Annotated in this window: 26 protein-coding genes and 1 tRNA gene; 20 read left to right on the forward strand and 7 right to left on the reverse strand. The window is 70.7% G+C overall.

Annotated elements, in window-relative coordinates:
• The coding region (locus Q2100_RS10680; protein WP_302914033.1) for an MspA family porin at positions 1–619 on the forward strand (619 nt) is incomplete at its 5' end.
• A gap of 63 nt (positions 620–682) precedes the next feature.
• Positions 683–1,369, forward strand: a complete 687-nt coding sequence (locus Q2100_RS10685) for a class I SAM-dependent methyltransferase (RefSeq protein ID WP_302914034.1) — start codon at positions 683–685, stop codon at positions 1,367–1,369.
• On the opposite strand, the gene Q2100_RS10690 is transcribed toward Q2100_RS10685, so the two are convergent.
• Together Q2100_RS10690 and Q2100_RS10695 are read right to left on the reverse strand one after the other, a co-directional pair.
• Positions 1,360–3,429, reverse strand: coding sequence for an ATP-dependent DNA helicase (locus tag Q2100_RS10690; RefSeq protein WP_407667610.1), 2,070 nt, complete (start codon positions 3,427–3,429; stop codon positions 1,360–1,362). The two genes, Q2100_RS10685 and Q2100_RS10690, sit on opposite strands and share 10 nt — an antisense overlap.
• Complete coding sequence (locus Q2100_RS10695; RefSeq protein WP_302914035.1) at positions 3,426–4,712, reverse strand: nicotinate phosphoribosyltransferase; 1,287 nt, start codon at positions 4,710–4,712, stop codon at positions 3,426–3,428. Before Q2100_RS10695 ends, Q2100_RS10690 begins: the two co-directional genes overlap by 4 nt.
• Positions 4,713–4,768: 56 nt before the next feature.
• Here Q2100_RS10695 and clpS point away from each other — a divergent pair, with 56 nt between their 5' ends.
• The 14 genes from clpS to Q2100_RS10765 all read left to right on the forward strand — a co-directional run bounded on the left by clpS (position 4,769) and on the right by Q2100_RS10765 (position 16,835).
• The gene (gene clpS / locus Q2100_RS10700) at positions 4,769–5,071 is read left to right on the forward strand and encodes an ATP-dependent Clp protease adapter ClpS (protein WP_264013345.1); all 303 of its coding nucleotides are present in this window, start codon (positions 4,769–4,771) and stop codon (positions 5,069–5,071) included.
• 6 nt (positions 5,072–5,077) lie between these two features.
• Complete coding sequence (aosR, locus tag Q2100_RS10705) at positions 5,078–5,662, forward strand: oxidative stress transcriptional regulator AosR (protein WP_302914036.1); 585 nt, start codon at positions 5,078–5,080, stop codon at positions 5,660–5,662.
• Entirely contained in the window at positions 5,659–6,681 is a 1,023-nt protein-coding gene (locus Q2100_RS10710; protein ID WP_302914037.1) for a P1 family peptidase, read from the forward strand. The genes aosR and Q2100_RS10710 overlap by 4 nt, the downstream gene beginning before the upstream one ends.
• 34 nt (positions 6,682–6,715) lie before the next feature.
• The gene (locus Q2100_RS10715) at positions 6,716–7,129 is read left to right on the forward strand and encodes a M67 family metallopeptidase (RefSeq protein WP_302914038.1); all 414 of its coding nucleotides are present in this window, start codon (positions 6,716–6,718) and stop codon (positions 7,127–7,129) included.
• Between the two features lie 49 nt (positions 7,130–7,178).
• Entirely contained in the window at positions 7,179–7,460 is a 282-nt protein-coding gene (locus Q2100_RS10720) for a MoaD/ThiS family protein (RefSeq protein ID WP_302914039.1), read from the forward strand.
• A complete protein-coding gene (locus Q2100_RS10725) occupies positions 7,457–8,425 on the forward strand; it encodes a cysteine synthase (RefSeq protein ID WP_264013340.1) in 969 nt (322 codons plus the stop codon). The genes Q2100_RS10720 and Q2100_RS10725 overlap by 4 nt, the downstream gene beginning before the upstream one ends.
• Positions 8,416–9,114, forward strand: coding sequence for a rhomboid family intramembrane serine protease (locus tag Q2100_RS10730; RefSeq protein ID WP_302914040.1), 699 nt, complete (start codon positions 8,416–8,418; stop codon positions 9,112–9,114). Before Q2100_RS10725 ends, Q2100_RS10730 begins: the two co-directional genes overlap by 10 nt.
• Positions 9,111–9,947 carry a glutamate racemase gene (murI, locus tag Q2100_RS10735; RefSeq protein WP_302914041.1) on the forward strand — a complete coding sequence of 279 codons (837 nt, stop codon included), beginning with the start codon at positions 9,111–9,113 and terminating at the stop codon, positions 9,945–9,947. The genes Q2100_RS10730 and murI overlap by 4 nt, the downstream gene beginning before the upstream one ends.
• 68 nt (positions 9,948–10,015) lie before the next feature.
• Positions 10,016–10,789: a cyclic nucleotide-degrading phosphodiesterase gene (locus Q2100_RS10740; protein WP_264013337.1), complete on the forward strand. Its 774-nt coding sequence runs from the start codon at positions 10,016–10,018 to the stop codon at positions 10,787–10,789.
• Between the two features lie 30 nt (positions 10,790–10,819).
• Positions 10,820–11,602, forward strand: a complete 783-nt coding sequence (rph, locus tag Q2100_RS10745) for a ribonuclease PH (RefSeq protein ID WP_264013336.1) — start codon at positions 10,820–10,822, stop codon at positions 11,600–11,602.
• Between the two features lie 5 nt (positions 11,603–11,607).
• Positions 11,608–12,222, forward strand: a complete 615-nt coding sequence (rdgB, locus tag Q2100_RS10750; protein WP_302914042.1) for an RdgB/HAM1 family non-canonical purine NTP pyrophosphatase — start codon at positions 11,608–11,610, stop codon at positions 12,220–12,222.
• Between the two features lie 71 nt (positions 12,223–12,293).
• A complete protein-coding gene (locus Q2100_RS10755) occupies positions 12,294–14,342 on the forward strand; it encodes a TRAP transporter permease (RefSeq protein WP_302914043.1) in 2,049 nt (682 codons plus the stop codon).
• Positions 14,339–15,349: a TAXI family TRAP transporter solute-binding subunit gene (locus tag Q2100_RS10760; RefSeq protein ID WP_302914044.1), complete on the forward strand. Its 1,011-nt coding sequence runs from the start codon at positions 14,339–14,341 to the stop codon at positions 15,347–15,349. Before Q2100_RS10755 ends, Q2100_RS10760 begins: the two co-directional genes overlap by 4 nt.
• A gap of 52 nt (positions 15,350–15,401) precedes the next feature.
• Positions 15,402–16,835 (forward strand): MFS transporter, encoded by a 1,434-nt coding sequence (locus tag Q2100_RS10765; RefSeq protein ID WP_302914045.1) that lies wholly within the window; start codon positions 15,402–15,404, stop codon positions 16,833–16,835.
• Here the strand turns inward: Q2100_RS10765 and Q2100_RS10770 are convergent.
• Entirely contained in the window at positions 16,813–17,169 is a 357-nt protein-coding gene (locus tag Q2100_RS10770) for a DUF3817 domain-containing protein (RefSeq protein ID WP_302914046.1), read from the reverse strand. The genes Q2100_RS10765 and Q2100_RS10770 overlap by 23 nt on opposite strands.
• Positions 17,166–17,543 (reverse strand): hypothetical protein, encoded by a 378-nt coding sequence (locus Q2100_RS10775; RefSeq protein ID WP_302914047.1) that lies wholly within the window; start codon positions 17,541–17,543, stop codon positions 17,166–17,168. The genes Q2100_RS10770 and Q2100_RS10775 overlap by 4 nt, the downstream gene beginning before the upstream one ends.
• A 63-nt stretch (positions 17,544–17,606) precedes the next feature.
• On the opposite strand from Q2100_RS10775, the gene Q2100_RS10780 reads away from it, so the two are divergent.
• A tRNA-Leu gene (locus Q2100_RS10780) sits at positions 17,607–17,690 on the forward strand.
• A 111-nt stretch (positions 17,691–17,801) separates the two neighbouring features.
• Here the strand turns inward: Q2100_RS10780 and Q2100_RS10785 are convergent.
• From Q2100_RS10785 to Q2100_RS10795, 3 genes are all read right to left on the reverse strand, one after another.
• Positions 17,802–19,391 (reverse strand): diflavin oxidoreductase, encoded by a 1,590-nt coding sequence (locus tag Q2100_RS10785; RefSeq protein WP_302914048.1) that lies wholly within the window; start codon positions 19,389–19,391, stop codon positions 17,802–17,804.
• 96 nt (positions 19,392–19,487) lie between these two features.
• Complete coding sequence (locus tag Q2100_RS10790) at positions 19,488–20,624, reverse strand: TDT family transporter (protein ID WP_302914049.1); 1,137 nt, start codon at positions 20,622–20,624, stop codon at positions 19,488–19,490.
• Positions 20,621–21,790 carry a zinc-binding dehydrogenase gene (locus tag Q2100_RS10795; protein ID WP_302914050.1) on the reverse strand — a complete coding sequence of 390 codons (1,170 nt, stop codon included), beginning with the start codon at positions 21,788–21,790 and terminating at the stop codon, positions 20,621–20,623. Before Q2100_RS10795 ends, Q2100_RS10790 begins: the two co-directional genes overlap by 4 nt.
• A 189-nt stretch (positions 21,791–21,979) precedes the next feature.
• On the opposite strand from Q2100_RS10795, the gene Q2100_RS10800 reads away from it, so the two are divergent.
• From Q2100_RS10800 to Q2100_RS10810, 3 genes are all read left to right on the forward strand, one after another.
• Entirely contained in the window at positions 21,980–22,108 is a 129-nt protein-coding gene (locus tag Q2100_RS10800) for a hypothetical protein (protein ID WP_302914051.1), read from the forward strand.
• A 75-nt stretch (positions 22,109–22,183) separates the two neighbouring features.
• Positions 22,184–23,515 (forward strand): MFS transporter, encoded by a 1,332-nt coding sequence (locus tag Q2100_RS10805; RefSeq protein ID WP_302914052.1) that lies wholly within the window; start codon positions 22,184–22,186, stop codon positions 23,513–23,515.
• Between the two features lie 17 nt (positions 23,516–23,532).
• Complete coding sequence (locus tag Q2100_RS10810) at positions 23,533–24,522, forward strand: LacI family DNA-binding transcriptional regulator (RefSeq protein WP_302914053.1); 990 nt, start codon at positions 23,533–23,535, stop codon at positions 24,520–24,522.
• Positions 24,523–24,529: the final 7 nt, after the last annotated feature.

Below are 24,529 nucleotides of genomic sequence, written 5' to 3' on the forward strand. Positions count from 1 at the left end.
CGCACCGCCGCCCGAGGGCGCGCCGCCTCCCGACCCGGGCCGGGTGGAGTCGACGCCGCCTGCCACCGTCACCACGCCCGACGACTGGGTGCTGACACTGTCGGCGCGCGACGAGACGCAGGCGATCATCCCGCCGCTCACCACGGCGCTGTCCTCGCGCGAGTACGTCGTGGGCGGCACCTACGACGGCGAGTTGTCCGGACCCGACGACGGCGAGCCGCCGCACGGCACCCTCGAGGTCGGCTACGAGATCGGTTGCGGCATCGACATGAGCACCTCCAACGGTGTCTCGCTGACCGCGACGGCGGGCATCAACCCGTCGATCGGCGTGATCGGCACCGACCTCATCTCGCCGATCCCGGACGGCATCGTCCCGGGGCTGGGCGGCAACCTCGGCGGCGGTGTCACCGTCGGTCTCAAACCCGGCATCATCAACATCGTCCCGGTCACCAAGAAGGAGTTCACCGGCGCCGATCCGTGGGTGATGATCAGCAACTTCCGGGTGAAGATCGACGGCTGCGTCGGCGAGTCGTTCATCCGTTCCTACGCGTTCCTGACCCGGTCGACCGATCAGTCCGACGCGGTGCTCGCCTGGTACGGCACCACCAAGAAGGTCTGACGGCGTTTGCCTGAACGGCAACTCTTCTTGCTGGGTGGGCGGTTCGGTGCCGACACTGGCGGGATGAGCGACAACACGAGCGTGTTCCACCAGTTGCAGTTCGCCGACGATTACGCCGACAACCCGCCGAAATTCGTGCCGGGGTACCGCGAGATCCACCGTCTTGCGGCGATCCTCATCGCCGAACGGGCCCCCGAGCAGGCGCGGGTGCTCGTGCTCGGGGCCGGCGGCGGCCTTGAGATCAAGGCGCTGGCCGAGGCGCGGCCCGGCTGGTCGTTCGACGGCGTCGACCCGGCGCGGCCCATGCTCGACCTCGCCGCGAAGACCCTGGGCCCGTTGACGTCTCGCGCCCGGCTGCACGAGGGCTACATCGACGACGCACCGGCCGGGCCCTTCGACGCCGCGACGAGCTTCCTGACACTGCACTTCCTGGGCCTCGACGAGCGGCGCCGCACCGCGGCGGAGGTGCGCCGTCGGTTGGCCCCCGGGGCGCCCTTCGTGGTGGCCCACATGAGCCTGCCGCAGCGCGACGCCGCCGAACGCGGCATGTGGTTGTCCCGCTACGCCGAATACGCACACGATTCGGGGATCAGCAGGGAGATCACCGAACGCGCCCGCGCCACGGTCGATTCCGACGTTCCGATACTGACGCCCGAGCAGGACGAAGCCGTCCTGCGCGACGCCGGATTCACCGACGTCGTGCAGTTCTACTCGGCGTTCACCTTCCGCGGCTGGGTCGGCTACGCCTGATCCCGCAACCGTTCCAGCGCACCGCGCACCCGTGCGCTGTCGGTGGTCGCCCAGAACGGCGGCAGCGACGCCCGCAGGTAGCTGCTGTAGCGCGCCGTCGCCATCCGCGAGTCCAGCACCGCCACCACACCGCGGTCCTGGGTGCCGCGCAACAGCCGGCCCGCGCCCTGGGCCAGCAGCAGCGCGGCATGACTGGCCGACACGGCCATGAAACCGTTGCCGCCGTGGGCGGTGACGGCCCGCTGGCGCGCGGTGAGCAAGGGGTCGTCGGGCCGCGGGAACGGGATGCGGTCGATGAGCACCAGTGACAGCGACGGCCCTGGCACGTCGACGCCCTGCCACAGTGACAGCGTGCCGAACAGCGACGTGGCCTCGTCTGCGGCGAAGCGCTCGACGAGCGCCGACGTGGTGTCCTCGCCCTGGCACAGCACGGGTGTGTCGAGCCGGTCGCGCATGATCCCTGCCGCGGCGCGGGCCGCACGCATCGACGAGAAGAGTCCGAGAGTGCGCCCACCGGCCGCGGTGATCAGTCCTGCGATCTCGTCGAGCTGTTCGGCGGAGCCGGTCCCGTCGCGGCCGGGCGCGGGCAGATGCGCTGCCACGTAGAGGATCCCGGACTTCGCGTGCTGGAACGGCGATCCGACGTCGATACCGCGCCAGGCCGGTGGGCTGGAGCGCAGCGACTCGGGGGAGGCGGACGCTTCGGACTCCTCGTCGCCGCCCGCCAGGCCCCACGCGCCTGCCATCGCCTCGAAGTTGCCGCCGACGGTGAGCGTGGCCGACGTCAGGACGGCGGTCGAATGCCCGAACAGCCTGGCGCGCAGCAGCCCGGCGACCGACAGTGGCGCCACCCGCAGCACCGCCCGCACGGTGCCGCGGTTGTCCTCGTGATCGAGCCAGACCACGTCGGTGCGCTCGGGGATCGCCGGGCCGAACGAGTCGAGGACGCGTGAGGCGGTGTCGCCGAGATCGGTCAGCGCGGTGACGGCCTCCGACCGCGCCGCGGCCGCCTTCGGGTCGGCGGGGGAGGTGTCGATCGCCGAGCGGGCGCGGTGGGCGGCGTCGCGCAGCGCGGTGAGGTGGGTGGCCAGCTCATCGTCGAGCCGGTCCATCCGACCGGGCGAGGTGTCGTGGATGAGCGAGGCGAACGTCGCGGTCGCGGCTTCGAGGCGTTGCGCGAGTTCGGCGTCGATCAGCCGCGCGGCCCGCCGGTGGGCGATGCCGAGCGACGTCGCCGACAGCTCCGCGGTCGCCACCGACGTCACTCGGTCCACCAGGTCGTGCGCCTCGTCGACGATCAGGAACCGGTGTTCGGGCAGCACCGCCGCATCGGAGATGGCGTCGATCGCCAGCAGTGCGTGGTTGGTGACCACCACGTCGGAGTGTCCGGCCTTGTCGCGGGCCCGCTCGGCGAAGCAGTCGGTGCCGAAGGGGCACCGCGCCACCCCGATGCATTCGCGCGCCGAGACGCTGACCTGACTCCAGGAGCGATCCGGCACACCGGGTTTCAGCTCGTCCCGGTCGCCGGTCTCGGTGTCCGACGACCATGCGGTGAGCCGCTGGACGTCGCGGCCCAGCGCGGTGGCGGCGACGGCGTCGAACAGCTCGTCCTGCGGCCGGTCCTCGGATTCGGTCGACCCGGTCGAGCCGTTGTGGATCTTGTTGAGGCACAGATAATTCCCGCGCCCCTTGAGAAGTGCGAAGGTCGGCCGGCGAGGCAGCGCGCCCGCCAGTGCGTCCGCCAGCCGCGGCAGGTCGCGGTCCACCAGCTGGCGCTGCAGTGCGATCGTCGCCGTCGACACGACCACCGGCTCCTCGGCCGCCACCGCGCGGGCGATCGCCGGAACCAGGTAGGCCAGCGACTTGCCGGTGCCGGTGCCGGCCTGCACGGCCAGATGCTCCCCGGTGTCGAAGGCCCGCGCCACCGCCTGCGCCATCTCGACCTGCCCGTCGCGGCGCGCCCCACCCACGGCGGCCACCGCGGCGTCCAGCAGAGCCGTGACGTCGTCGACGGCTCGCGCGCCGGTGGCGTGTGCGTTGGCGCCCGTGACTCCTCCTATGCCATCCGGGTCGGGATCGCGGGCTCGCCCCTGGAGAGCTTCAGCCCGTCCCACGGCAGGCTGCCCAGGCCGGCGGCCACCAGTCGGCGCGCCGCGTCCAGCCCGGGGTCGCCGACCGGTTCACCGGCGCGCACCAGGTCGACGGACAGCGGGCTCGACTCGAGGCCTGCGGAGTCGGTGGGCGGCCGGCCCGCCGGGTGCACCACCTCCTCGACGATGGTGCCCGACGGCTTGGCGAGCCGCAGCCCTTTCTTGTGTCCACCGTGGGACTCCTTGTGGCTGCTGCGTTTCGCCACGGGCAGACCGTCGACCTCGACGAGCTTGTAGACCATTCCGGCCGTCGGCGCGCCCGATCCGGTCACCACCGACGTGCCGACGCCGTAGCTGTCGACCGGCTCGGCGCGCAGCGCGGCGATGGCGAACTCGTCGAGGTCGCTGGAGACCACGATCTGCGTGCCGGTCGCGCCGAGGCCGTCGAGCTGCTCGCGGACCTGGCGGACCAGGACGCCGAGCTCGCCGGAGTCGATACGCACCGCGCCCAGCGCCGGGCCGGCCACCTCGACGGCGGTGGCCACCCCGGCGGTGATGTCGTAGGTGTCGACCAGCAGCGTGGTGCCCACCCCGAGCGCCTCGACCTGGGCCCGGAAGGCGGCGGCCTCGTCGGGCCCGTCCGCGGTGGTGTGCAGCAGGGTGAAGGCGTGTGCGCTGGTGCCGAGGGCGGGCACGCCGTAGCGGCGCTGCGCCTCGAGGTTCGATGTGCCACTGAAACCGGCGAGGTATGCGGCGCGGGCCGCGGCGACGGCCGCCTGCTCATGGGTGCGCCGCGAGCCCATCTCGATGAGCGGGCGCCCTTCGGCGGCACTGACCATCCGGGCGGCGGCCGAGGCGATGGCGCTGTCGTGGTTGAACACCGACAGCGCCAGCGTCTCGAGGATCACGCACTCGGCGAAGGTGCCGTGCACCGACAGCACGGGGGAGCCGGGGAAGTACAGCTCGCCCTCGGCGTAGCCCTCGACGTCGCCGCCGAAGCGGTACGACGACAGGTAGGACAGGGTGTCGTCGTCCAGGAAACCCGACACCGACTCCAGCGCGGCGGCGTCGAAAGTGAACTGCGACAGCAGTTCCAGGAATCGCGCGGTGCCGGCGACCACCCCGTAGCGACGGCCCTCCGGCAGCCGCCGCGCGAAGACCTCGAACGTGGTGCGCCGGTGTGCGGTGCCGTCACGCAGCGCGGCGGCCAGCATGGTCAGCTCGTACTTGTCGGTCAGCAGCGCGGCCGTCACAGCTGCCACGGTAGTGGTCGGCGGAGCGGATCCACCACATCGGTATCCTTGCGGGCATGGTGACGCCGGCGAAGGCCCGACCGGGAACCCGCGAGGAACGCGATGTCGCGACCGCATCGGCCACCGACACCCCGTGGGTGACCATCGTGTGGGACGACCCGGTCAACCTGATGACCTACGTGACCTACGTCCTGCAGAAGCTGTTCGGCTACAGCGAGCCGCACGCCACCAAGTTGATGCTGCAGGTGCACAACGAGGGCAAGGCGGTGGTGTCGGCAGGCAGCCGCGAGTCGATGGAGGTCGACGTGTCCAAACTCCACGCCGCGGGGCTGTGGGCCACGATGCAGCAGGACCGCTGATCCGCGGTGCGCAAATGGAAACGGATCGACGGTGCAGGCGGCCCGCGGTTCCGGTCGGCGCTCGCCGAGCACGAGGCGGCGCTGCTGCAGAACCTGGTGACATCCCTGTTGGGCATGCTCGAGGAACGTGAATCCTCGTCGCCGGCAGACGAACTCGAGGCGATCACCGGTATGCGCACCGGCAATTCCCAGCCGCCGCAGGATGAGACGATGAAGCGGCTGCTGCCCGACTTCTTCAAGCCGCACAACGACCATCCGGCCGGGTCCGGCACGGCCGAGAGTCTCAACAGTGCGCTGCGCAGCCTGCACGAGCCGACCATTCTGGACGCGAAAAGGCAAGCGGGACAACGTCTGCTGGACACGCTACCGGGCGGTGGCGGCAAGTTCGAGCTGTCCGAGGACGACGCCGAGTCCTGGGTCGCCGCCGTCAACGACGTGCGGCTTGCGCTGGGCACCATGCTCGACATCGGCGACGGCGGGCCCGACGAGCTGCCGCCGGACCATCCGATGGCCGGCCACCTCGACGTGTACCAGTGGCTCACGGTGCTGCAGGAGTACCTGGTGCTGGCGCTGATGGGCAAGGCCAGATGAGCGGTTCCATCACCGACGTCGGCGGGATCCTGGTCGGGCAGCATCACCGCCTCGACGACGACGCCACGCTGGGCTCCGGCTGGGCCACCGGCACCACCGTCGTGCTCACTCCGCCCGGCACCGTCGGCGGGGTCGACGGCAGGGGCGGCGCACCCGGCACCCGCGAGACCGATCTGCTGGACCCGATGAACTCGGTCCGCCACGTCGACGCGGTGGTGCTCACCGGCGGCAGCGCGTTCGGCCTCGCCGCCGCCGACGGTGTGATGACGTGGCTCGAGCAGCAGGGCCGCGGGGTGGCACTCGACGGCGGCGTGGTGCCGATCGTGCCCGGCGCGGTCATCTTCGATCTTCCGGTCGGCGGCTGGGGCTGCAGGCCGACCGCCGACTTCGGCTACAACGCCGCGGCCGCAGCGGGCACCGAGGTGGCCCTCGGCACCGTCGGCGCCGGCGTCGGCGCCCGCGTGGGTGTGCTGAAAGGAGGCGTGGGCACCGCGTCGACGATGCTGGACTCCGGGGTCACCGTCGGCGCGCTCGTCGTGGTGAACGCGGCGGGCGACGCCGTCGACACCGCCACCGGGCTGCCGTGGACGGCGTACCTCACCGAGGAGTTCGGGCTGCGCAGACCGCCGGCCGAGGAGATCGCCGCGTATCTCGACCGGCACGCCGAGCACAGCCCGCTCAACACCACCATCGCGGTGGTGGCCACCGACGCCGCGCTCAGCCCGGCCGGTTGCCGCCGCGTCGCCCTCGCCGCCCACGACGGGCTGGCCCGCACCCTGCGCCCGTCCCACACCCCGCACGACGGCGATACCGTGTTCGCATTGGCCACCGGCGCGATCGAGGTCGCCCCGCCGCCGGACACCCCGGCGTCGATGACGCCCGAGATGGCGTTGATCACCAGCGTCGGGGCCGCCGCGGCCGACTGCCTGGCCCGGGCGGTGCTGGTCGGCGTGCTGGCCGCCGAACCGGTGGCCGGAATACCGACATACCGGAGCCTGTTGCCCGGAGCGTTCGGATGAGCAGGCGTGCGACGAGTGCGACGAGGAGGTACCCGTGCTGACGATTCGCGCCGACCTGGTCGACGCCATGGTCGCGCACGCCCGTGCCGACCACCCCGACGAGGCCTGCGGCATCATCGCGGGCCCCGAGGGCTCGGACCGTCCGGAACGGTTCGTGGCGATGCTCAACGCCGAACGGTCGCCGACCTTCTACCGGTTCGACTCCCAGGAGCAGCTGCGGGTGTGGCGGGCGATGGACGACGCCGACGAGGTGCCGGTCGTCATCTACCACTCGCACACCGCCACGGAGGCCTACCCGAGCCGCACCGACATCTCGTATGCGTCCGAACCCGACGCCCACTACGTCCTGGTGTCCACCCGCGACCCCGACGACCACGAGCTGCGCAGCTACCGCATCGTGGACGGTGTCGTCACCGAGGAACCCGTCACCGTCGTCACGGCTTACTGACACCGCCTACTGACACCAGCCCGCCCACCAGCTCCGAAAGAGGACCACCATGAGCATCACCGTCTCGATTCCCACCATCCTGCGCACGCACACCGGCGGCGAGAAGCGCGTCACCGCGTCCGGCGCCACGCTGGCCGCAGTGATCAGCGACCTCGAGGCGAATTACTCGGGCATCTCCGACCGGCTCATCGACCCCGACAAGCCGGGCAAGCTGCACCGCTTCGTCAACATCTACGTCAATGACGAGGACGTGCGGTTCTCCGGCGGGCTCGACACCGCGGTCGCCGACGGCGACTCGGTCACCATCCTCCCCGCGGTGGCCGGCGGGTGAGATACGACTCGCCGCTGGAGGCGCTCGGCAACACGCCCCTGGTCGGTCTGCAGCGGCTCTCGCCGCGGTGGCACGACGAGGGCGAGGCCCCGCACGTGCGGCTGTGGGCCAAGCTCGAGGACCGCAACCCCACCGGCTCGATCAAGGACCGCCCCGCCCTGCGGATGATCGAGCAGGCCGAACGCGACGGCCTGCTCGCCCCTGGCGCCACCATCCTGGAACCCACCAGCGGCAACACCGGCATCTCGCTGGCGATGGCCGCGCTGCTCAAGGGCTACCGGATGATCTGCGTGATGCCGGAGAACACCTCGATCGAGCGCAGGCAGCTGCTCGAGCTGTACGGCGCCCGGATCATCGACTCGCCGGCCGAGGGCGGCTCGAACACCGCCGTCGCGCACGCCAAGGAGCTGGCCGCGCAGAACCCGGAATGGGTGATGCTCTACCAGTACGGCAATCCGGCCAACTCGGCCGCGCACTACGAGGGCACCGGCCCTGAACTGTTGGCGGACCTGCCCGAGATCACGCACTTCGTCGCGGGCCTCGGCACCACCGGCACACTCATGGGCACCGGCCGCTACCTACGCGAGCAGGTACCCGACATCGCGATCGTGGCCGCCGAACCGCGGTACGGCGAGGGCGTGTACGCGCTGCGCAACATCGACGAGGGCTTCATTCCGGAGCTCTACGACCCCGACGTGCTCACCAGCCGATTCTCCGTCGGGTCGTTCGACGCGATCCGGCGCACCCGCGAGCTGGTGCAGATCGAGGGCATCTTCGCCGGCATCTCCACCGGCGCGATCCTGCACGCCGCGCTGGGGGTGGCGGCCAAGGCGGTGGCCGCCGGACAGCGCGCCGACATCGCGTTCGTGGTGTGCGACGCCGGGTGGAAGTACCTGTCGACCGGCGCATACGCCGGTAGCCTGGATGACGCCGAGGACGCGCTGGAAGGGCAGCTATGGGCATGAGCGGGTACGGCGGCGGCAGTGGATACGCCGCCGGGCAACCGCCGAAGTCGAAGAAGCGGCCGGCATGGCTCGTCGGCGGCCTCACCGTGCTCAGCTTCGTGGCGCTGCTCTACGTCATCGAGATCTGGGACAACATCACCGGGCACCGCCTTGACGACAACGGGATCCGACCACTGGAGTCCGACGGGCTCTGGGGCATCGTGTTCGCCCCGATGCTGCACTCCAACTGGGACCACCTGATCGCCAACACCGTGCCTGCGCTCGTGCTCGGTTTCCTGATGACGCTCGCCGGGCTCTCGCGTTTCATCTACGCCACCGCGATCGTGTGGATCCTCGGCGGTCTCGGCACCTGGCTGATCGGCAACATCGGCGCGCACTGCCCGTACGTCGGCGTGCGCTGCGAGACCAATCACATCGGCGCGTCGGGCCTGATCTTCGGCTGGCTGGCGTTCCTGATCGTGTTCGGTTTCTTCACCCGCAAGGTGTGGGAGATCGTGGTCGGCGTCATCGTGCTGTTCGTCTACGGCGGCGTGCTGCTGGGTGTGCTGCCCGGCACCCCGGGAGTCTCGTGGCAGGGCCACCTCTGCGGCGCGGTGGCAGGCGTCGTCGCGGCCTATCTGCTGTCGAAGCCGGAACGCGCCGCGCGCGAGCGCCGCAAGACCCCGGCGAACCCGTACCTGACGTCGTGACGGATGTCAGCGCTCCCGTCGGCATCTTCGACTCCGGCGTCGGCGGCCTCACCGTTGCGCGGGCGATCATCGACCAGTTGCCCGACGAGAACATCGTGTACGTCGGCGACACCGGCAACGGTCCCTACGGCCCGCTGACCGTCCCCGAGATCCGGGCCCATGCGCTCGCCATCGGCGACGACCTCGTCGCCCGCGGCGTCAAGGCCCTGGTGATCGCCTGCAACACCGCCTCGTCGGCGTGCCTGGCCGACGCCCGCGAACGCTACGCACCGGTGCCCGTCGTCGAGGTGATCCGGCCCGCGGTGCGGCGTGCGGCGGCCACCACCCGCAACGGCCGCATCGGGGTGATCGGCACCGCGGCGACCGTCGCATCGGGCGCATACCAGGACGCGTTCGCCGCCGCCCGCGACACCGTCGTCACCGCCGTCGCGTGCCCCCGGTTCGTCGACTTCGTCGAGCGCGGGGTGACCAGCGGGCGTCAGGTGCTCGGCCTGGCCGAGGGCTACCTCGAGCCGCTGCAGCGCGCCGGGGTGGACACCCTGGTGCTGGGCTGCACGCACTACCCGATGCTGTCGGGGCTCATCCAGCTCGCGATGGGCGACGAGGTGACCCTGGTGTCCAGCGCCGAGGAGACCGCCAAGGACCTGCTGCGCGTGCTCACCGAGCGGGATCTGCTGCGCCCGCACCCCGATGACCCCGTCGCCGAACCGCCGATGCGCAGCTTCGAGGCGACCGGAGATCCCGAGGCGTTCACCACCCTTGCGGCCCGTTTCCTGGGTCCCGGTCTGGACGGTGTGCGGCCGGTTCGCCGTCACGCCGACGCGAGGATGTGACGTATGACTTTCGGCCGGATGCAAAGCGGTGATGTTTTCGTCCTCGAGGTATCGGGCATGGCAAGCTAGTGGGCGTGCGAATCACCGTGCTCGGTTGCTCCGGTAGCGTTACCGGGCCTGATTCGCCGGCGTCCGGATATCTCCTCACCGCGCCCGACACCCCGCCACTGGTGATCGACTTCGGCGGCGGCGTGCTCGGCGCGCTGCAGCGATACGCCGATCCCAACGACGTCCAGGTGTTGCTGTCGCACCTGCACGCCGACCACTGTCTCGACCTCCCGGGGCTGTTCGTGTGGCGCCGCTACGGCCCCACACCCGCGCCCGCCCGCGGGGTGATGTACGGCCCGGCCAACACCTGGGCCCGGCTCGGCGCCGCGTCGTCTCCCGAGGGCGGCGAGATCGACGACTTCTCCGACATCTTCGACGTCCGGCCGTGGGTCGACGGCGAGGCCGTGAACATCGGATCCCTGAACGTGCTGCCCCGGCTGGTGTGCCACCCGACGGAGTCCTATGGCATGCGGTTCACCGATCCGTCCGGCGCCTCGTTCGTCTACAGCGGGGACACCGGCGTCTGCGATGCGCTGGTGGAGCTGGCCCGCGGCGCCGACGTGTTCCTGTGCGAGGCGTCCTGGACGCATTCGCCGGACCGGCCGCCGAAACTGCACCTGTCCGGAACCGAGGCCGGCCAGATGGCGGCCGCGGCCGGGGTGTCGGAACTGCTGCTCACCCACATCCCGCCGTGGACCTCCCGCGAGGACGTGATCAGCGAAGCCAAGGCCGAATTCGACGGCCCGGTGCACGCAGTGGTCTGCGGCGAGACGTTCGACGTCCCGCGCCGCTGAATCACCCGGCTCACCGGTTAGGGTTGGCGCGTGTCCAGACGAGAAGACGGCCGCCTCGACGACGAACTGCGGCCCGTCGTGATCACCCGCGGTTTCACCACCCATCCGGCGGGCTCGGTGCTGGTGGAGTTCGGCCAGACCCGGGTCATGTGCACCGCCAGCGTCACCGAGGGCGTTCCGCGGTGGCGCAAGGGCTCCGGCCAGGGCTGGCTCACCGCCGAGTACGCGATGCTGCCCGCCGCCACGCATGACCGCTCGGACCGCGAGTCGGTCAAGGGCCGGGTGGGCGGACGCACGCAGGAGATCAGCAGGCTCATCGGCCGCTCGCTGCGGGCCTGCATCGACCTCAATGCCCTTGGCGAGAACACCATTGCCATCGATTGCGATGTGCTGCAGGCCGACGGCGGCACCCGCACAGCGGCGATCACCGGCGCCTACGTCGCCCTCGCCGACGCGGTGACCTACCTCGCGGCCGCCGACAAGCTCTCCGACCCGCGCCCGCTGTCCTGCGCGATCGCCGCGGTCAGCGTCGGCGTCGTCGACGGCCGGGTGCGCGTCGACCTGCCCTACACGGAGGACTCGCGCGCCGAGGTGGACATGAACGTGGTCGCCACCGACACCGGCACGCTGGTCGAGGTGCAGGGCACAGGGGAGGGCGCGACCTTCCCGCGCTCGACACTGGACAAGCTGCTCGACGTCGCGCTCGCCGCCTGCGACCAGTTGTTCGTCGTGCAGCGCGAGGCGCTCGAGTTGCCCTACCCGGGCGTGCTGCCGGAGCCGTCCTCGCCGCCGAAGAAGGCGTTCGGCAGCTGACGGTCGTGGTCGACGTCCTGGTCGCAACGCGCAACCGCAAGAAGCTGGCCGAACTGCGCCGCGTCCTCGACACCGCCGGGGTGTCGGGGCTGGAGCTGCGCTCGCTCGACGACGTGGCGCCCTTCGAGGAGGCGCCCGAGACCGGCGCCACGTTCGAGGAGAACGCCGTCGCCAAGGCGCGCGATGCATGGCGCGCCAGCGGACTGCCTGCGGTCGCCGACGATTCCGGCCTGGCGGTGGACGCGCTGAACGGCATGCCGGGGGTGTTGTCGGCGCGCTGGTGCGGCACCCATGGCGAGGACGCTCAGAACACCGCGCTGCTGCTGGCCCAGATGCGCGACGTGCCCGACGAGCGGCGCGGCGCGGCATTCGTGTCGGCGTGCGCGCTGGTCACCGGACCGGAGCCGGAGCACACCACCGTCGCACGCGGTGAGTGGCGGGGGCGCATCGTCGGGGCGCCGCGCGGTGACGGCGGATTCGGCTACGACCCGGTGTTCCTGCCGGACGGAAACGACCGCACCGCAGCCGAACTCAGCCCCGCCGAGAAGGACGCGGCGTCACACCGCGGCCGCGCTCTGGCGCAGCTGATCCCGGCGCTGCGGGCGCTCACCGGCGGCTGAGCTCCGGGCAATCGCACCGACTCACCGCAATCAGCCACGAACGCAGGCGTTGCGGCATAACGTCTCTCTCGATGGAGAGGTCAACGCCGCAAGAGCCCGGCCCCTCGACGTCGGTTGCCACGGCGCCGTCGACCCCACCGCCGTCGGCGGCTCTCACCGACATCCCGCAGACCGACGACCAGGAGCGCCCAGGTCGTCAGCTCAGCGGCTGGGTGGACCGCGCCGTCGCGGTGATCGCGTTCGCGGTGGCGATCCTGACGATCTGGCAGGTGTTCCGGCCGCTGCCGCAGGGCAGCCAGTACTACCTGATCATCTTCCTGGCAGGCACCCTGCCGCTGGTGTATCTGGTCTACCGGTCCGGACTGCCGCGCATCGACCCCGAGGACCGGCCCGGTGTCCTCGACTGGGTGCTGGCCTTCATCACCCTGCTCGTGTGCCTGTACCCGGTGCTGCCGATGGCGCTGGGCTCGGGCGGCGGCGGGTACAACGCGTTCCTGGACCGGCAGGGTCTGCTGGAACCCACCGATGTGGTGATGGGCGCGCTGCTGCTGGTGCTCATCCTCGAGGCCTGCCGCCGCACCACGGGGTGGGCGTTGCCGATCGTGTGCGCGGTGTTCCTCGCCTACGGGTACTACGGCGGACTGCTGCCGCAGGGCTGGGACATCGCGCACGCCGGACTGGATTTCGACCAGATCATCGACGCGCTGTACAACTCGGGCAGCGGGTTCTTCGGCACCCCGCTGGACGTGGCCGCCACCTACATCGTGCTGTTCACCATCTACGGTGCGGTGCTCGAACGGTCCGGTGCGGCCCGGTTCTTCGTCGACCTCTCGGTGGCCGCCTTCCGTCGCTCGCGCAGCGCGGCGGGGCGTACCACCGTGGCGTCGGGCTTCCTGCTCGGCACGGTCTCCGGATCGGGCACCGCGACCGCCGTCAGCACCGGCGCCGTCACCTGGCCGATCATGAAGCAGGCCGGTTACACCCCGGAGCGGGCCGGCGGCGTGCTCGCGGCGGCCGGCGTCGGAGCACTGCTGTCGCCGCCGACGCTCGGTGCGGCGGCGTTCATCGTCGCCGAGTACCTCGAGGTTTCCTACCTCACGGTGCTGGGCTGGGCCACCATCCCGACGCTGCTGTACTACCTCGGCATCCTGCTGGCCGTGGAGATGGACGCCCGCCGGTTCGGCGTGCGGCCCGCCGAGTTCGAAGCGCAGTCGGCGTGGAAACTGCTGCTGCGCTTCGGCTATCACTTCTCGTCGCTGATCGCGATCGTGGTGCTGCTGGCGTTCGGGGTGAGCGCCACCCGGGCCGTGGTGTACGCCACGGTGCTGGCGTTCGCGCTGTCGTTCCTCGACCGCAGGCACCGGCTGACGCCGCACCGGACGTTCGACGCGCTGGCTTCCGGCGTGCGCGGTGTGCTGCCCGTCGTCGCGGTCTGCGCGGCGGCCGGGGTCATCACCGCGATGACGACCAAGACCGGACTCGGCGCCCAGTTCTCGTCGGTGCTGGTGCGCGGTGTCGACGCGATCACCGACAACCGCACCTTGATGCTCGCGTTGACGGCGGTCTTCGCGGCGGTCGCGCTGGCCGTGCTCGGTCTGGCGATCCCGGTGACGGCGTCGTTCGTGATCGGCTGGGTGATCATCGGGCCCGCGCTGCTCGAGCTCGACGTGCCCGCGCCCGCGGCGGCGATGTTCGTCTTCTACTACTCGGTGCTCTCGGAGATCACCCCGCCGACGGCCCTTGCGGCGGTGGGCGCGTCGGCCGTGACGGGCGGGCGGGCCATCCCGACGATGTGGCACACGCTGCGCTACGGCCTGCCTGCGTTCCTGGTGCCGATCGCCTTCGTGGTGACCGAACCGGGCGAGCATCTGCTGGGCCGCGGTTCGGTCATCGGTGTGCTGTGGGTGACCGCGGCGGCGTGCGCAGGGATCGCGGCGCTGTCGGTCGCGGTCGGCGGCTGGGTGTTCGGCGTCGGAGAGGCCAACCGCGTGTCGCGGGTGTTCGGCGCCGTATCCGCCCTGCTGTTGTTGTTCCTCGATCCCGTCACCATCGTGGCGGGACTGGCGTGCCTGCTCGTGGCGGTCGCGCTGGCCATCATCGACAAGAGGAGACGAGAATGAGACGTGCGATCGCGGTGGGCGCGGGACTGCTCATGGTCGGTGCGGCGATCACCGGATGCGGTGGTCGCCAGGACAAACCGGCCGCCGACACCGGCGGCGAGGTGACCTGCGAGGTGTCCGGTGACACCCGGATCGCGATCGCGACCGGCAATGCCACCGGCGTGTACTTCTCGCTGGGAAACGCCTACGCAGAACAGATCTCGTCGGCGACCGACGGGAAGGTGAAGGCCACCGCCGCCGAGACCGGCGCCTCGGTGCAGAACATCCAGCAGCTCGTCGGCGGGGCGTATCAGGTGGCGTTCTCACTGGCCGACACCGCATCGGACGCCGTCGAGGGCAAGGGCGGCTTCGACGGCGAGAAGCAACCCATCCAGGCGATCTCGCGCCTCTACCCGAACTACACCCAGGTGGTAGTGCGGTCCGATGCGGGCATCAGGTCCATCGCCGACATGCGCGGCAAGCGCGTCTCGACGGGCTCGCCCGGTTCGGGCACCGAGGTGATCGCCAACCGGCTGATCGAGTCGGCCGGGCTCAACCCGCAGAGTGACGTCGCCGCGCAGCGCCTCGACCTGACGAAGACGGTCGACGGCATGAAGGACGGTTCGATCGACGCGATGTTCTGGTCGGGCGGTCTGCCGACGCCGGGTATCACCGACCTGTTCACCACGCGGCGCGACGCCGTGACGTTCCTCGACATCACCCCGCAGCTGGCCAAGATGCAGGAGATCAGCCCGGTGTACGAGGAGGGCGTCATTCCCGCGGCGACCTACGGCGCCGCTGCCGATGCGAAGACCATCGTGGTGCCGAACCTGCTGCTGGTGCGCGACGACGTCGACGCCAACCTCGCGTGCGTGCTGACCAAGACGCTGTTCGACCGCAAGTCGCAGCTGGAGCAGGCGGTGGGCGCCGCGAGGGGCATCAAGGTCGAGACGGCGCGTGACACCGGTCCGGTGCCGCTGAACCGCGGGGCCGAGAAGGCGCTCGGGGAGCTCGCGCCGTCGCAGTGAGACGGACACCGCCCGGGTTTGCATAGACGACCTAAGGGGTAGCATCCCCGGCGTGCGTCGTCATCCCGGGATCATCGTCGCGGTGCTGGCGGCCGCGGGCATCAGTGTGTCGCTGATGCAGACGCTCGTCATCCCGCTGATCCCCGAGTTGCCGACGCTGCTGAACACCAGTGCGTCGAATGCGTCGTGGGCGATCACCGCCACCCTGCTGACGGCCGCGGTCGCGACACCGGTGTTCGGCCGGCTCGGTGACATGCACGGGCCCAAGCCGATTCTCATCATCTGCACGGTGCTGCTGACCATCGGCTCGCTGATCGCCGCCCTGAGCAGTTCGCTGCTGCTGATGGTGGTGGGCCGCGCCCTGCAGGGCTTCGGCATGCCCATCATCCCGCTGGGCATCAGCGTGCTGCGGGCGTCGGTGCCCGCGCACCGCGTCGGCACCGCCATGGGATTGATGAGCGCCTCGCTCGGCGTCGGTGGCGCACTGGGGCTGCCGTTGTCGGCCGTCATCGCCGACAGCTTCGACTGGCACGCGCTGTTCTGGTTCGCCGCCGCGCTGGGCATCGTGTCCGGACTGCTGTTCGCGGCGCTGGTGCCGCGCATCCCGTCGGCGTCGGCCGACCGCTTCGACGGACCGGGCGCGGTGGGATTGGCGGCCGGCCTGGTGCTGCTGCTGCTCGCCATCTCCAAGGGCGGCGGCTGGGGCTGGACGAGCGTGACGACGCTGGGCATGTTCGCCGGGTCGGCGGTGGTGCTCACGGTGTTCGGCTGGTGGCAGTTGCGCACCCCGATGCCGCTCGTGGATCTGCGGACCACGGTGCGCAGGCCGGTGCTGACCACCAACCTGGCGTCGATCGCGGTGGGGTTCGCCCTGTTCGCCATGTCGCTGATCGGGCCGCAGGTGCTCGAGTTGCCCGCGTCGACCGGATACGGCCTCGGCCAGAGCATGCTGCACACCGGGTTGTGGCTGGCGCCCGGCGGCCTGGCGATGATGGTGTCGGCGCCCGTCGCCGCCCGGATCGCGGCGGTACGTGGCCCCAGGTTCACCCTGGTGATCGGCGGAGCGGTGGTGTCGGCGTCGTACCTGTCCGGACTTGCGCTGATCCAGAGTCCCTGGCAGGTCATGATGTTCAACGTGCTGGTCAGCGTGGGAGTCGGGTTGGCGTTTGCGAGCCTGCCCGCGTTGATCAACGCCGCGGTGCCGATGTCGGAGACCGCGGCGGCCAACGGCATCAACGCGTTGGCCCGCGCACTCGGCACGTCGATCTCGAGCGCCGTGATCGGCGCGATCCTCGCCGGACTGACGGTGACGGTCGGCGGTGCGGTCTTCCCGACGCTGAACGCGCTGCGGATCGCGCTGGTGGTGGCCGCGGGCGCGGCGGCGCTGGCGACGGTGATGGCACTGCTGATCCCGGCCCGCAAGGCAGACCCCGCGGACGACGGCGAGACGGTGCCCGCCGGGGCTACAGCCCGAACCGCGCCTTGATGTCGCGGGTCTGGAAGTGCTCGACGATGATGCCGAGCAGGGGGATGGTGCCGGCCAGCAGCACGCCGATGGTCTTGCCGATCGGCCAGCGCACCTTGACCGCGAGGTTGGCGGCGAACAGCAGGTACACGAAGTAGACCCAGCCGTGCACGACGGCGATCCAGCCCAGCGAGTCGTTGTCGAAGGCGTACTTCATCACCATCTCGTAGCAGAGCGCGATCAGCCAGATACCGGTGGTCCAGGCCAGCACGCGGTAGCCGAGCAGCGCCTTGCGGATCGTCTCGGTGCTCACGCCGACGGGCGTGGGGGCCTGCGGTGTCTCGGGCGCGGTCATGGCGTGGTCCTGCCTTCGTTGTCGTTCTGGGCGAGTTCGGCCAGATAGGCGTTGTACTCGCGCAGGGTCGGATCGTCGTCGTCGGGGGCGTCGGCCGCCGCGGGCCGTTCGGGAAGCAGGCCGGCGGGGATCTCGGTGACGTCGTCGCCGCGAGTCGGTTCGGGTGGGGCGTCCTCGTAGCGGACGAACTTGTAGTACGCGTAGAAGCAGAAGCCGGCGAACATCGGCCACTGCAGCGCATAGCCGAGGTTCTGGAACGAACCGGACGCCGACTCGTAGCGGGTCCACTGCCACCACGCCAGGGCGAGGCAGCCGGCGGCGCCGAGGGTCACCAGCGCGATGAGCGCCGGTCTCCTACGCCGTGTAGTGGACATGGTCCAACGGTACCGCGCGGCCGTCGCCGAGCCGACCCGCCGTCCGACTACGATTGACGCGTCGCGGGCGTGGCGCAATTGGCTGACGCGCCGGCTTTAGGTGCCGGTGTTCGAAAGAACGTGTGGGTTCGAGTCCCACCGCCCGCACTCATATCTCCAGCAGTCCACGGGTGGCACCCCCATCCCTGCGCGTCAACGAATGTTGACGCGTGCGGGTGCGTACACGCCCGTGAGCGCGCAACCCGGCACCGCCCGCACTCAGTACACGTCGCGCACGTAGCGGTGGCTGCGGATCAGGTCGTTGACGTAGGCGTGGGCGTCGTCGGCCGACTTGCCGCCCGCGGTCGCGACGACGTCGTGCAGTGTGCGGTCGACGTCGCGGGCCATGTGGTCGGCGTCGCCGCAGACGTAGAAGTATGCGCCGTCCTCCAGCCACGCGTACAGGTCCTCCGCGGCGGTCAGCATGTGGTGCTGCACATAATCCTTGAGGCGGCCTTCGTCGCGTCCGTCCCGGGAGAACGCCAGATCCAGCCGGCTCAGCACGCCCGCATCGAGGAACCCCTGCAGTTCGTCGCCGTAGAGAAAATCGGTCGCGCGCCTGCGGTCCCCGAAGAACAGCCAGGACTTCCCGCTCGCCCCGCTGGCCCGCCGCTCCTGCAGGAAGGCGCGGAACGGCGCGATGCCGGTGCCCGGCCCGACCATGATGATCGGCACGTCGGGAGCGGGCAGCCGGAAGTGGTGGTTCGGCCGCGGGTGCACCCGGACGGTCTGGCACCGGTCGGCCAGGTACGTCGACGCGACGCCGCCGCGGCGACGGTCGCGTACCGCGTGCCGCACCGTCGCCACCGTGAGGTGCACGCGATTCGGGTGCTCCAGCGGGCTGGAGGCGATCGAGTAGTCGCGGAACTGCAACGGCCGCAACGTGTCCAGCACCTCGTCGACGTCCAGGTCCGCCATGTCGATCAGGTCGAGCACGTCGACGTCGGCCGGCGCGTCCCCGATGCGCGACGCGACGAGATCCCGCAGGGCCCGCGACGGCGTCCGGATCTCGAAGTGCTCGAGGAGCAGTTCGTCGAGCGTCAGGTCGTGGCCGTCGACCTCGTGATCCACCCCGACTCCCAGCCGGCTGAGCATCGCCTGGACCAACGCCGGATCGTTGACGGGGTGTACGGCGATCGAATCGCCTGCCGCGTACGTGATCCCCGAGTCGCCGAGGTCGATCTCGAAGTGGCACACCTCCTTGTCGGAGGCGGCGGCGTTGAGCCTGCGGTTGACCACCAGACGGGCGGCGTACGGGTTGTGGTGGGTCCACGGGCACGGTGCGGGTGCATCGGCCTCCTGCGCCGCGACGGCCACCACGCTCGGTGCGGCGCCTCCGGTCGCCGCGCGGGCCGCCTCCAGCAGCTTGACCATGTCCGGGATCCACGCCTCGGACTCCGACTCGTAGTAGCCGTCGCAGTCGACCCGGTCGGCGACGCGCGTCGCTCCCAGTTCGGCCAGTCGCTCGTCGATGATCTTGCCCGCGTTGCAGAACAGCTCGTAGCCGCTGTCGCCGAGGGCGAAGACCGCGAAATCGAGATGGTCCAGCCGGTCGGCGTCCTGCGCGCTCAGCATCTCCCAGAACAGGGTGCCGTTGTCCGGCAGCTCGCCGTCGCCCCAGGTCGATGCCACGACGATGAAGTGGGTGGCGCCGCGCAGGTCGTCGTAGCCGATGTCGTTGAGCTCGGTCTCGGTGGCGTCGATGCCGATCTCCTTGAGCGCCGTGGCGAGCTGGTAGGCGACGTACTCGGCCGACCCCATGTCACTGGCATAGCCGATCACCAGTGAGAACTCCGAACCGTCGGACACCGGTTGCCTCCCCTCGCTTGCCCGCGGCGCATGCGGGCGATCCAAATTAGGGTCACCTTACTTGGCTCGGGCGATCCGTTGGGACGGCCCCGTGCCTCAGCGGGCGGGATCCTTGCGCGCCCGCACCGGGCCCGGGTTCAGCGGCGGGTGCAGCAGGTCCCCGCGCGCGCTGCCCAGCGCGGTGCGCACCGCCACCAGCAGCCAGGTGCACAGCAGCCCCGCATAGGCGATCACCGCCGCGACCCGCAGCGCCGGCAGGCCCGTGTGCAGGGCCAGTTGTGAGGTGCCGGTGACGAAGGTGCCGACGGGAAAGGTCAGGCTCCACCACGTCAGGGCGAACGGCATCCCGCGCCGCAGCGTCCGCACGGTCAGCGATGTCGCCAGCGCCACCCACAGCACGCCGAAACCCCACATTGGGACGCCGTACAGGATCGCCAGCAGGTTGAACGCCTGCGCGATCGGCGCGTCCACCGCGAGGTGGGCCTGCCCGCCGAGTGTGCCTGCGGCGGTGATGGACTGGCCGACCGGGCCGAGCACGATCCACAGCGTCGGCACCCGTGCGGTCCCCGATGTGCCGTAGTGCGTCAGCCTGCTCCAGATCATCGTGACGATGATCAGCGCGGCCACCAGTGACATGCCGAACATCGCGTAACAGGCGTAGAGCATGGTGGCCCGTCCGGCGCCGGGTGCCATGTGGGGGATGAGCAGCGCACCGGTCGCCGCCGACACCATCGGCGGGACGACCGGCATCAGCCACCCGCCGAACGCGGCGTCCGGTTCCACCTCGTGCTGGGTGAACATCAGGAACGGGATGGTCATTGCGGTGAACAACCCGCCCGCGGTGCCGACGGACCAGAGCAGCCAGTTGATGTCCACGGCCAGGTCCGTGCCGATCAGATCGGCGCCGAGGAGCAACGTGCCCGCCCCCACGGTGAGGAACGCCATCGGTGCGGCGCCGTAGAAGTGGATCATCTGTGGGTTGCGGGCATGACCGCGCGCGATGGTCGGGTGCCGTGCCCAGTTCAGCGTCACCGCGATCACGAGCACCAGGAGCAGCGCGGCGGCGAACACCCACACGCCCTGGGCGAAGGCGCGCAGTCCGGGCAGGTGCACGGGCAGTGTCGCCGCGGCCGTCGCGACGATGCCGGTGCCCATCACCGACGCGAACCAGTTCGGGCCGAGGCTGCCGACCACCTCGCCGGCGACCCCGGTGGGCGCCGGTGTGTCGGTCACGCCGTGGCCACCGGAGCCGTCGCGCTGCTCGCGGGGTCGATGAGGATCTTCGCGTGCGCCTCCGGATCGCCGAGCGCGTCGAACGCGGCGGCCACGCCGTCGAGGCCCACGGTGCCGGTCACCAGTGCCGACGCGTCGACCTTGCCGTCGGCGAGCAGATGCAGGGTGTCGCGGAATTCCAGCGGGGTGTAACCGAACACGAAGCGCAGGTCGATCTCCTTGGCGATGCCCATCGACGGCCGCAGCATGTCCTCGCCCATGCAGACGCCGACGACGATCACCCGCGACTGCAGCGGCGCGCCGGCGAGGGCGCCGTCGATCATGCCGGGGACGCCGACACATTCGAAGACGACCGGCCGCTTCGGGCCCGCGGCGCCCAGCGCGTCGGCCGCCCGGTACACGTGCGCCCAGCCGGGGAGCCGTCGCAGCTTCTCCATCGACGACATAGCGAGCTCGTACAGGGCGGGCACGTCGGTGATCGCGCCCTTCTGGGAGGCAGCGGCGTATGGCGAGTCGACGGCGGGGTCCACCACCACGTCCGCGCCGCAGCGGGTGGCCAGCGCCCGGCGGCCGGGGGAGAAGTCGCTCGCCACGATCTTGGACACGCCGAGCGCCTTGAGGTGACAGATGACGGCGAGCCCGACCGGCCCGCAGCCCAGCACGATCGCGGTGTCGCGCTTGGCGATCTCACTGCGTCGCACGGCGTGCAGTGCGATCGCCATCGGCTCGGTGAGTGCGGCGATGTCGGGGGCGAGCCCGTTCGGCACGACGAAGCTCATCGCCGCCTCGACCACCACCTGTTCGGCATAGCCGCCCGGCGCCTTCGGTGACAGGCCGGTGAGATGGACGCCGCCGTCGGCGCGCATGAACGGGAACGACACCACGGTGGTGCCCGCCTTGAACTCCTTCGCGGCGCGGCGGCCGCGTTCGGCGACAGTCCCGCAGAACTCATGCCCCATCACCACGGGAGTGTCGCTGCGCATGAAGTCCCGGTAGCCGACCACGTCCATCACCCCGAGCAGCTCGTCGGCGTGGTGGCGGGCGTGCAGATCAGTACCGCAGATGCCGCAGCGCGTCACGTCGAGCACCAACTGACCGTCGGCCGGCGTCGGGTCGGCCAACTCGACGACCTCCAGCGCACCGGCCCGACAGCTCACGGCTTTCATCGCACACCTGACATGTGAGCAGTATGCAACCCGGCGGGCCCGGTGTGACGCGATCGTGTGGCCTGCATCCGGATCGGTTGCCGCAGTGCGCAACGTCACCGCCGTCGTGACCGACCTCACCGCGCTCCGCGACGTCGGCGGCGGCGCCGCGGCGTTGGATTGAACGAAGAGGCGACGAAAGGAAGGCCGATGAAGCGGCAACTGATGCGGCTGCGTGAGTACGCGGAGATGGTGTCCGACGTCAAGGCGATCAGCGAGGCCCTGGACAGGCGCCGGATCTCGGCGTCCGAGGCGTCGGAGGCGATCAGCCGGCTCTGACCGGCGAGGCCCGTCCGGCTCGGGCTCTGAACCACTACTTATGCGGGTAAGTGCGGTGTAGGCTCCCGTCTCGCCATGGACAGCCAGCCCGCCCCCGTCCGCCAGGCCGACACCGCCGCGGTGCGCAAGGCCGTCACCGGCGCGTCGATCGGCAATGCCGTCGAGTGGTTCGACTTCGCGATCTACGGCTTCCTGGCGACGTTCATCGCGGCGAACTTCTTCCCCTCCGGCGACGACACCGCCGCACTGCTCAAGACGTTCGCGATCTTCGCGGCGGCCTTCTTCATGCGTCCGCTCGGTGGATTCGTGTTCGGGCCACTGGGCGACCGCATCGGCAGGCAGCGCGTGCTGGCCCTGGTGATCCTGCTGATGTCGGCCGCCACACTCGGGATCGGCCTGCTGCCCACCTATTCGGCGATCGGCGTCGCGGCCCCGCTGCTGCTGCTGGTCCTGCGGTGCCTACAGGGCTTCTCCGCTGGCGGCGAATACGGCGGTGGCGCAGTGTATCTCGCAGAGTACGCCCGCGATCGCCGGCGCGGGCTGACCGTCACGTTCATCGCCTGGTCCGGTGTGCTGGGCTTCCTGCTCGGCTCGATCACCGTCACCGTCCTGCAGGCGACACTGTCCACCGCGGCGATGGAGAGCTACGGCTGGCGCATCCCGTTCCTGATCGCCGCACCGCTCGGCCTGGTCGGCCTCTACATCCGGCTCAAGCTGGACGACACCCCGCAGTTCGAAGCGCTCAGCGCGTCCGACGACGTCGCCGCCTCGCCGCTGCGCGAGGCCGCCACCACGGCGCTGCGGCCCATCCTGCAGGTGATCGGCCTGTTCGTCGTCTTCAACGTCGGCTACTACGTGGTGTTCACGGTGCTGCCGACCTACATGATCAGCACGCTGCAGCTCAGCAGGACGACGTCGTTCGTCTCGGTCACGCTGGCCAGCCTGGTCGCGCTGGTGCTGATCCTGCCGCTCGCGGCGCTGTCGGACCGGATCGGGCGCAGGCCGCTGCTCATCGGTGGGGCGGTGGCATTCGCGGTGGGGGCGTATCCGTTGTTCCTGCTGCTGAACTCGGGCTCGGTGGTCGCCGCCGTCGTCGCGCACTGTGTGCTGGCGGCCGTCGAGTCGGTCTACGTGGCCGCGGCGGTGACCGCGGGGGTGGAACTGTTCGCCACCCGGGTCCGCTACAGCGGCTTCTCGATCGGCTACAACATCTCGGTCGCGGTGTTCGGCGGCACCACGCCCTACGTCGTCACCTGGCTGATCAGCGAGACCGGGAACAACCTCGCGCCGGCCGTCTACCTGATCGTCGCGGCGGTGGTGTCGGCGGCGACCCTGCTGACGCTGCGGGAGTCCGCGGGCCGCCCGCTGGCAGCCGGCGGTGCCGAGGCCCGTCGGTCTGCGGCCTGACGTGCGACGATGACCCCGTGGCAGTGAGGGGAGCGGCGAGGCCGACCAAGGCCGACGTGGCACGCCTCGCGAAGGTCTCGACGGCCACGGTCAGCTACGTGCTCAACAACGTCGAGGGTCAGCGGATCTCGCCGCAGACCAGGGCGGCGGTGCGCGACGCCGCCGACCGCCTCGGCTACCGGCCGAATCTCGCAGCCCGCAACCTCGCCGTCGGCGGCAGCGGTGTGGTGCTCTACATCGTCCCGCGGATCGCGCTCGGCGAACTGCCCATGGAGGTCGGCAGCCGGTTGACCACCGCGTTGGCCCGCCACGGCATCGTGTTGTCGCTGCAGTTCGAGACCGACGACGACCGCAATGTGATCGACGCCGTCACCGACCTCGATCCGGCGGCTGTCACCAGCGTGTTCCCCCTCACCGGTGCCGCGCTGGCGGCGGTGAGCGCCCGCGGCATCCCGCAGATCCACCTCGGCAGCGCCCAGCTGCGCGCGATGGGCGCGCTGCACCTGTCCATCGGCGAGCTGCGGATCGGCCACCTCGCCGAGCGCGGGCACCGCCGGATCGCCTTCGCCCACTCCGACATCGACCGCCTGCGCCCGCTGGGGGACTACTGGCTCGAGGGGTTGCGTATCGCAACACGTGCGCGAGGCATGCCCGACCTCGAGGTCGCCACCTTCGCCACTGACGGGACCGGCGCGGCCGATCAGGTGCGCACGCTCGTCGACGACGGAGTGACAGCGGTCTGCGCCCAGAGCGACGAGACGGCCTTCGTGGTGCTGCACGGGCTGCGTCAGGCGGGCCTGCGCTGCCCCGAGGACCTGGCCGTGATGGGCGTCGACGCCCGCCCGCTCGGCGCGGTGAGCGGACCGCCGCTGACCTCTGTGGGTTTCGACGCACGGGTGATCGTCGAGGTGTCCGTCGCCGCGATGATGGCCGAGCTCGGCTACCCCACCGAGCACGACCCGGGCATCGAGCACGTGGCCACGCTGATCCAGCGCGAATCGACCTGATCACTAA

Origin of the sequence: Mycolicibacterium arseniciresistens (assembly GCF_030519285.1) — a bacterium.
Taxonomy (GTDB): Bacteria; Actinomycetota; Actinomycetes; order Mycobacteriales; family Mycobacteriaceae; genus Mycobacterium; species Mycobacterium arseniciresistens.

What these genes read in the sequence shown, in the direction of transcription:
- Q2100_RS10685 (WP_302914034.1), top strand. Translation starts at nt 683, where the DNA reads ATGAGCGACAACACGAGCGTGTTCCACCAGTTGCAGTTCGCCGACGAT.
- clpS (WP_264013345.1), top strand. Translation starts at nt 4,769, where the DNA reads ATGGTGACGCCGGCGAAGGCCCGACCGGGAACCCGCGAGGAACGCGAT.
- Q2100_RS10710 (WP_302914037.1), top strand. Translation starts at nt 5,659, where the DNA reads ATGAGCGGTTCCATCACCGACGTCGGCGGGATCCTGGTCGGGCAGCAT.
- Q2100_RS10720 (WP_302914039.1), top strand. Translation starts at nt 7,179, where the DNA reads ATGAGCATCACCGTCTCGATTCCCACCATCCTGCGCACGCACACCGGC.
- Q2100_RS10730 (WP_302914040.1), top strand. Translation starts at nt 8,416, where the DNA reads ATGGGCATGAGCGGGTACGGCGGCGGCAGTGGATACGCCGCCGGGCAA.
- Q2100_RS10755 (WP_302914043.1), top strand. Translation starts at nt 12,294, where the DNA reads ATGGAGAGGTCAACGCCGCAAGAGCCCGGCCCCTCGACGTCGGTTGCC.
- Q2100_RS10760 (WP_302914044.1), top strand. Translation starts at nt 14,339, where the DNA reads ATGAGACGTGCGATCGCGGTGGGCGCGGGACTGCTCATGGTCGGTGCG.
- Q2100_RS10770 (WP_302914046.1), bottom strand. Translation starts at nt 17,169, where the DNA reads ATGACCGCGCCCGAGACACCGCAGGCCCCCACGCCCGTCGGCGTGAGC.
- Q2100_RS10775 (WP_302914047.1), bottom strand. Translation starts at nt 17,543, where the DNA reads ATGTCCACTACACGGCGTAGGAGACCGGCGCTCATCGCGCTGGTGACC.
- Q2100_RS10795 (WP_302914050.1), bottom strand. Translation starts at nt 21,790, where the DNA reads ATGAAAGCCGTGAGCTGTCGGGCCGGTGCGCTGGAGGTCGTCGAGTTG.
- Q2100_RS10800 (WP_302914051.1), top strand. Translation starts at nt 21,980, where the DNA reads ATGAAGCGGCAACTGATGCGGCTGCGTGAGTACGCGGAGATGGTGTCC.
- Q2100_RS10805 (WP_302914052.1), top strand. Translation starts at nt 22,184, where the DNA reads ATGGACAGCCAGCCCGCCCCCGTCCGCCAGGCCGACACCGCCGCGGTG.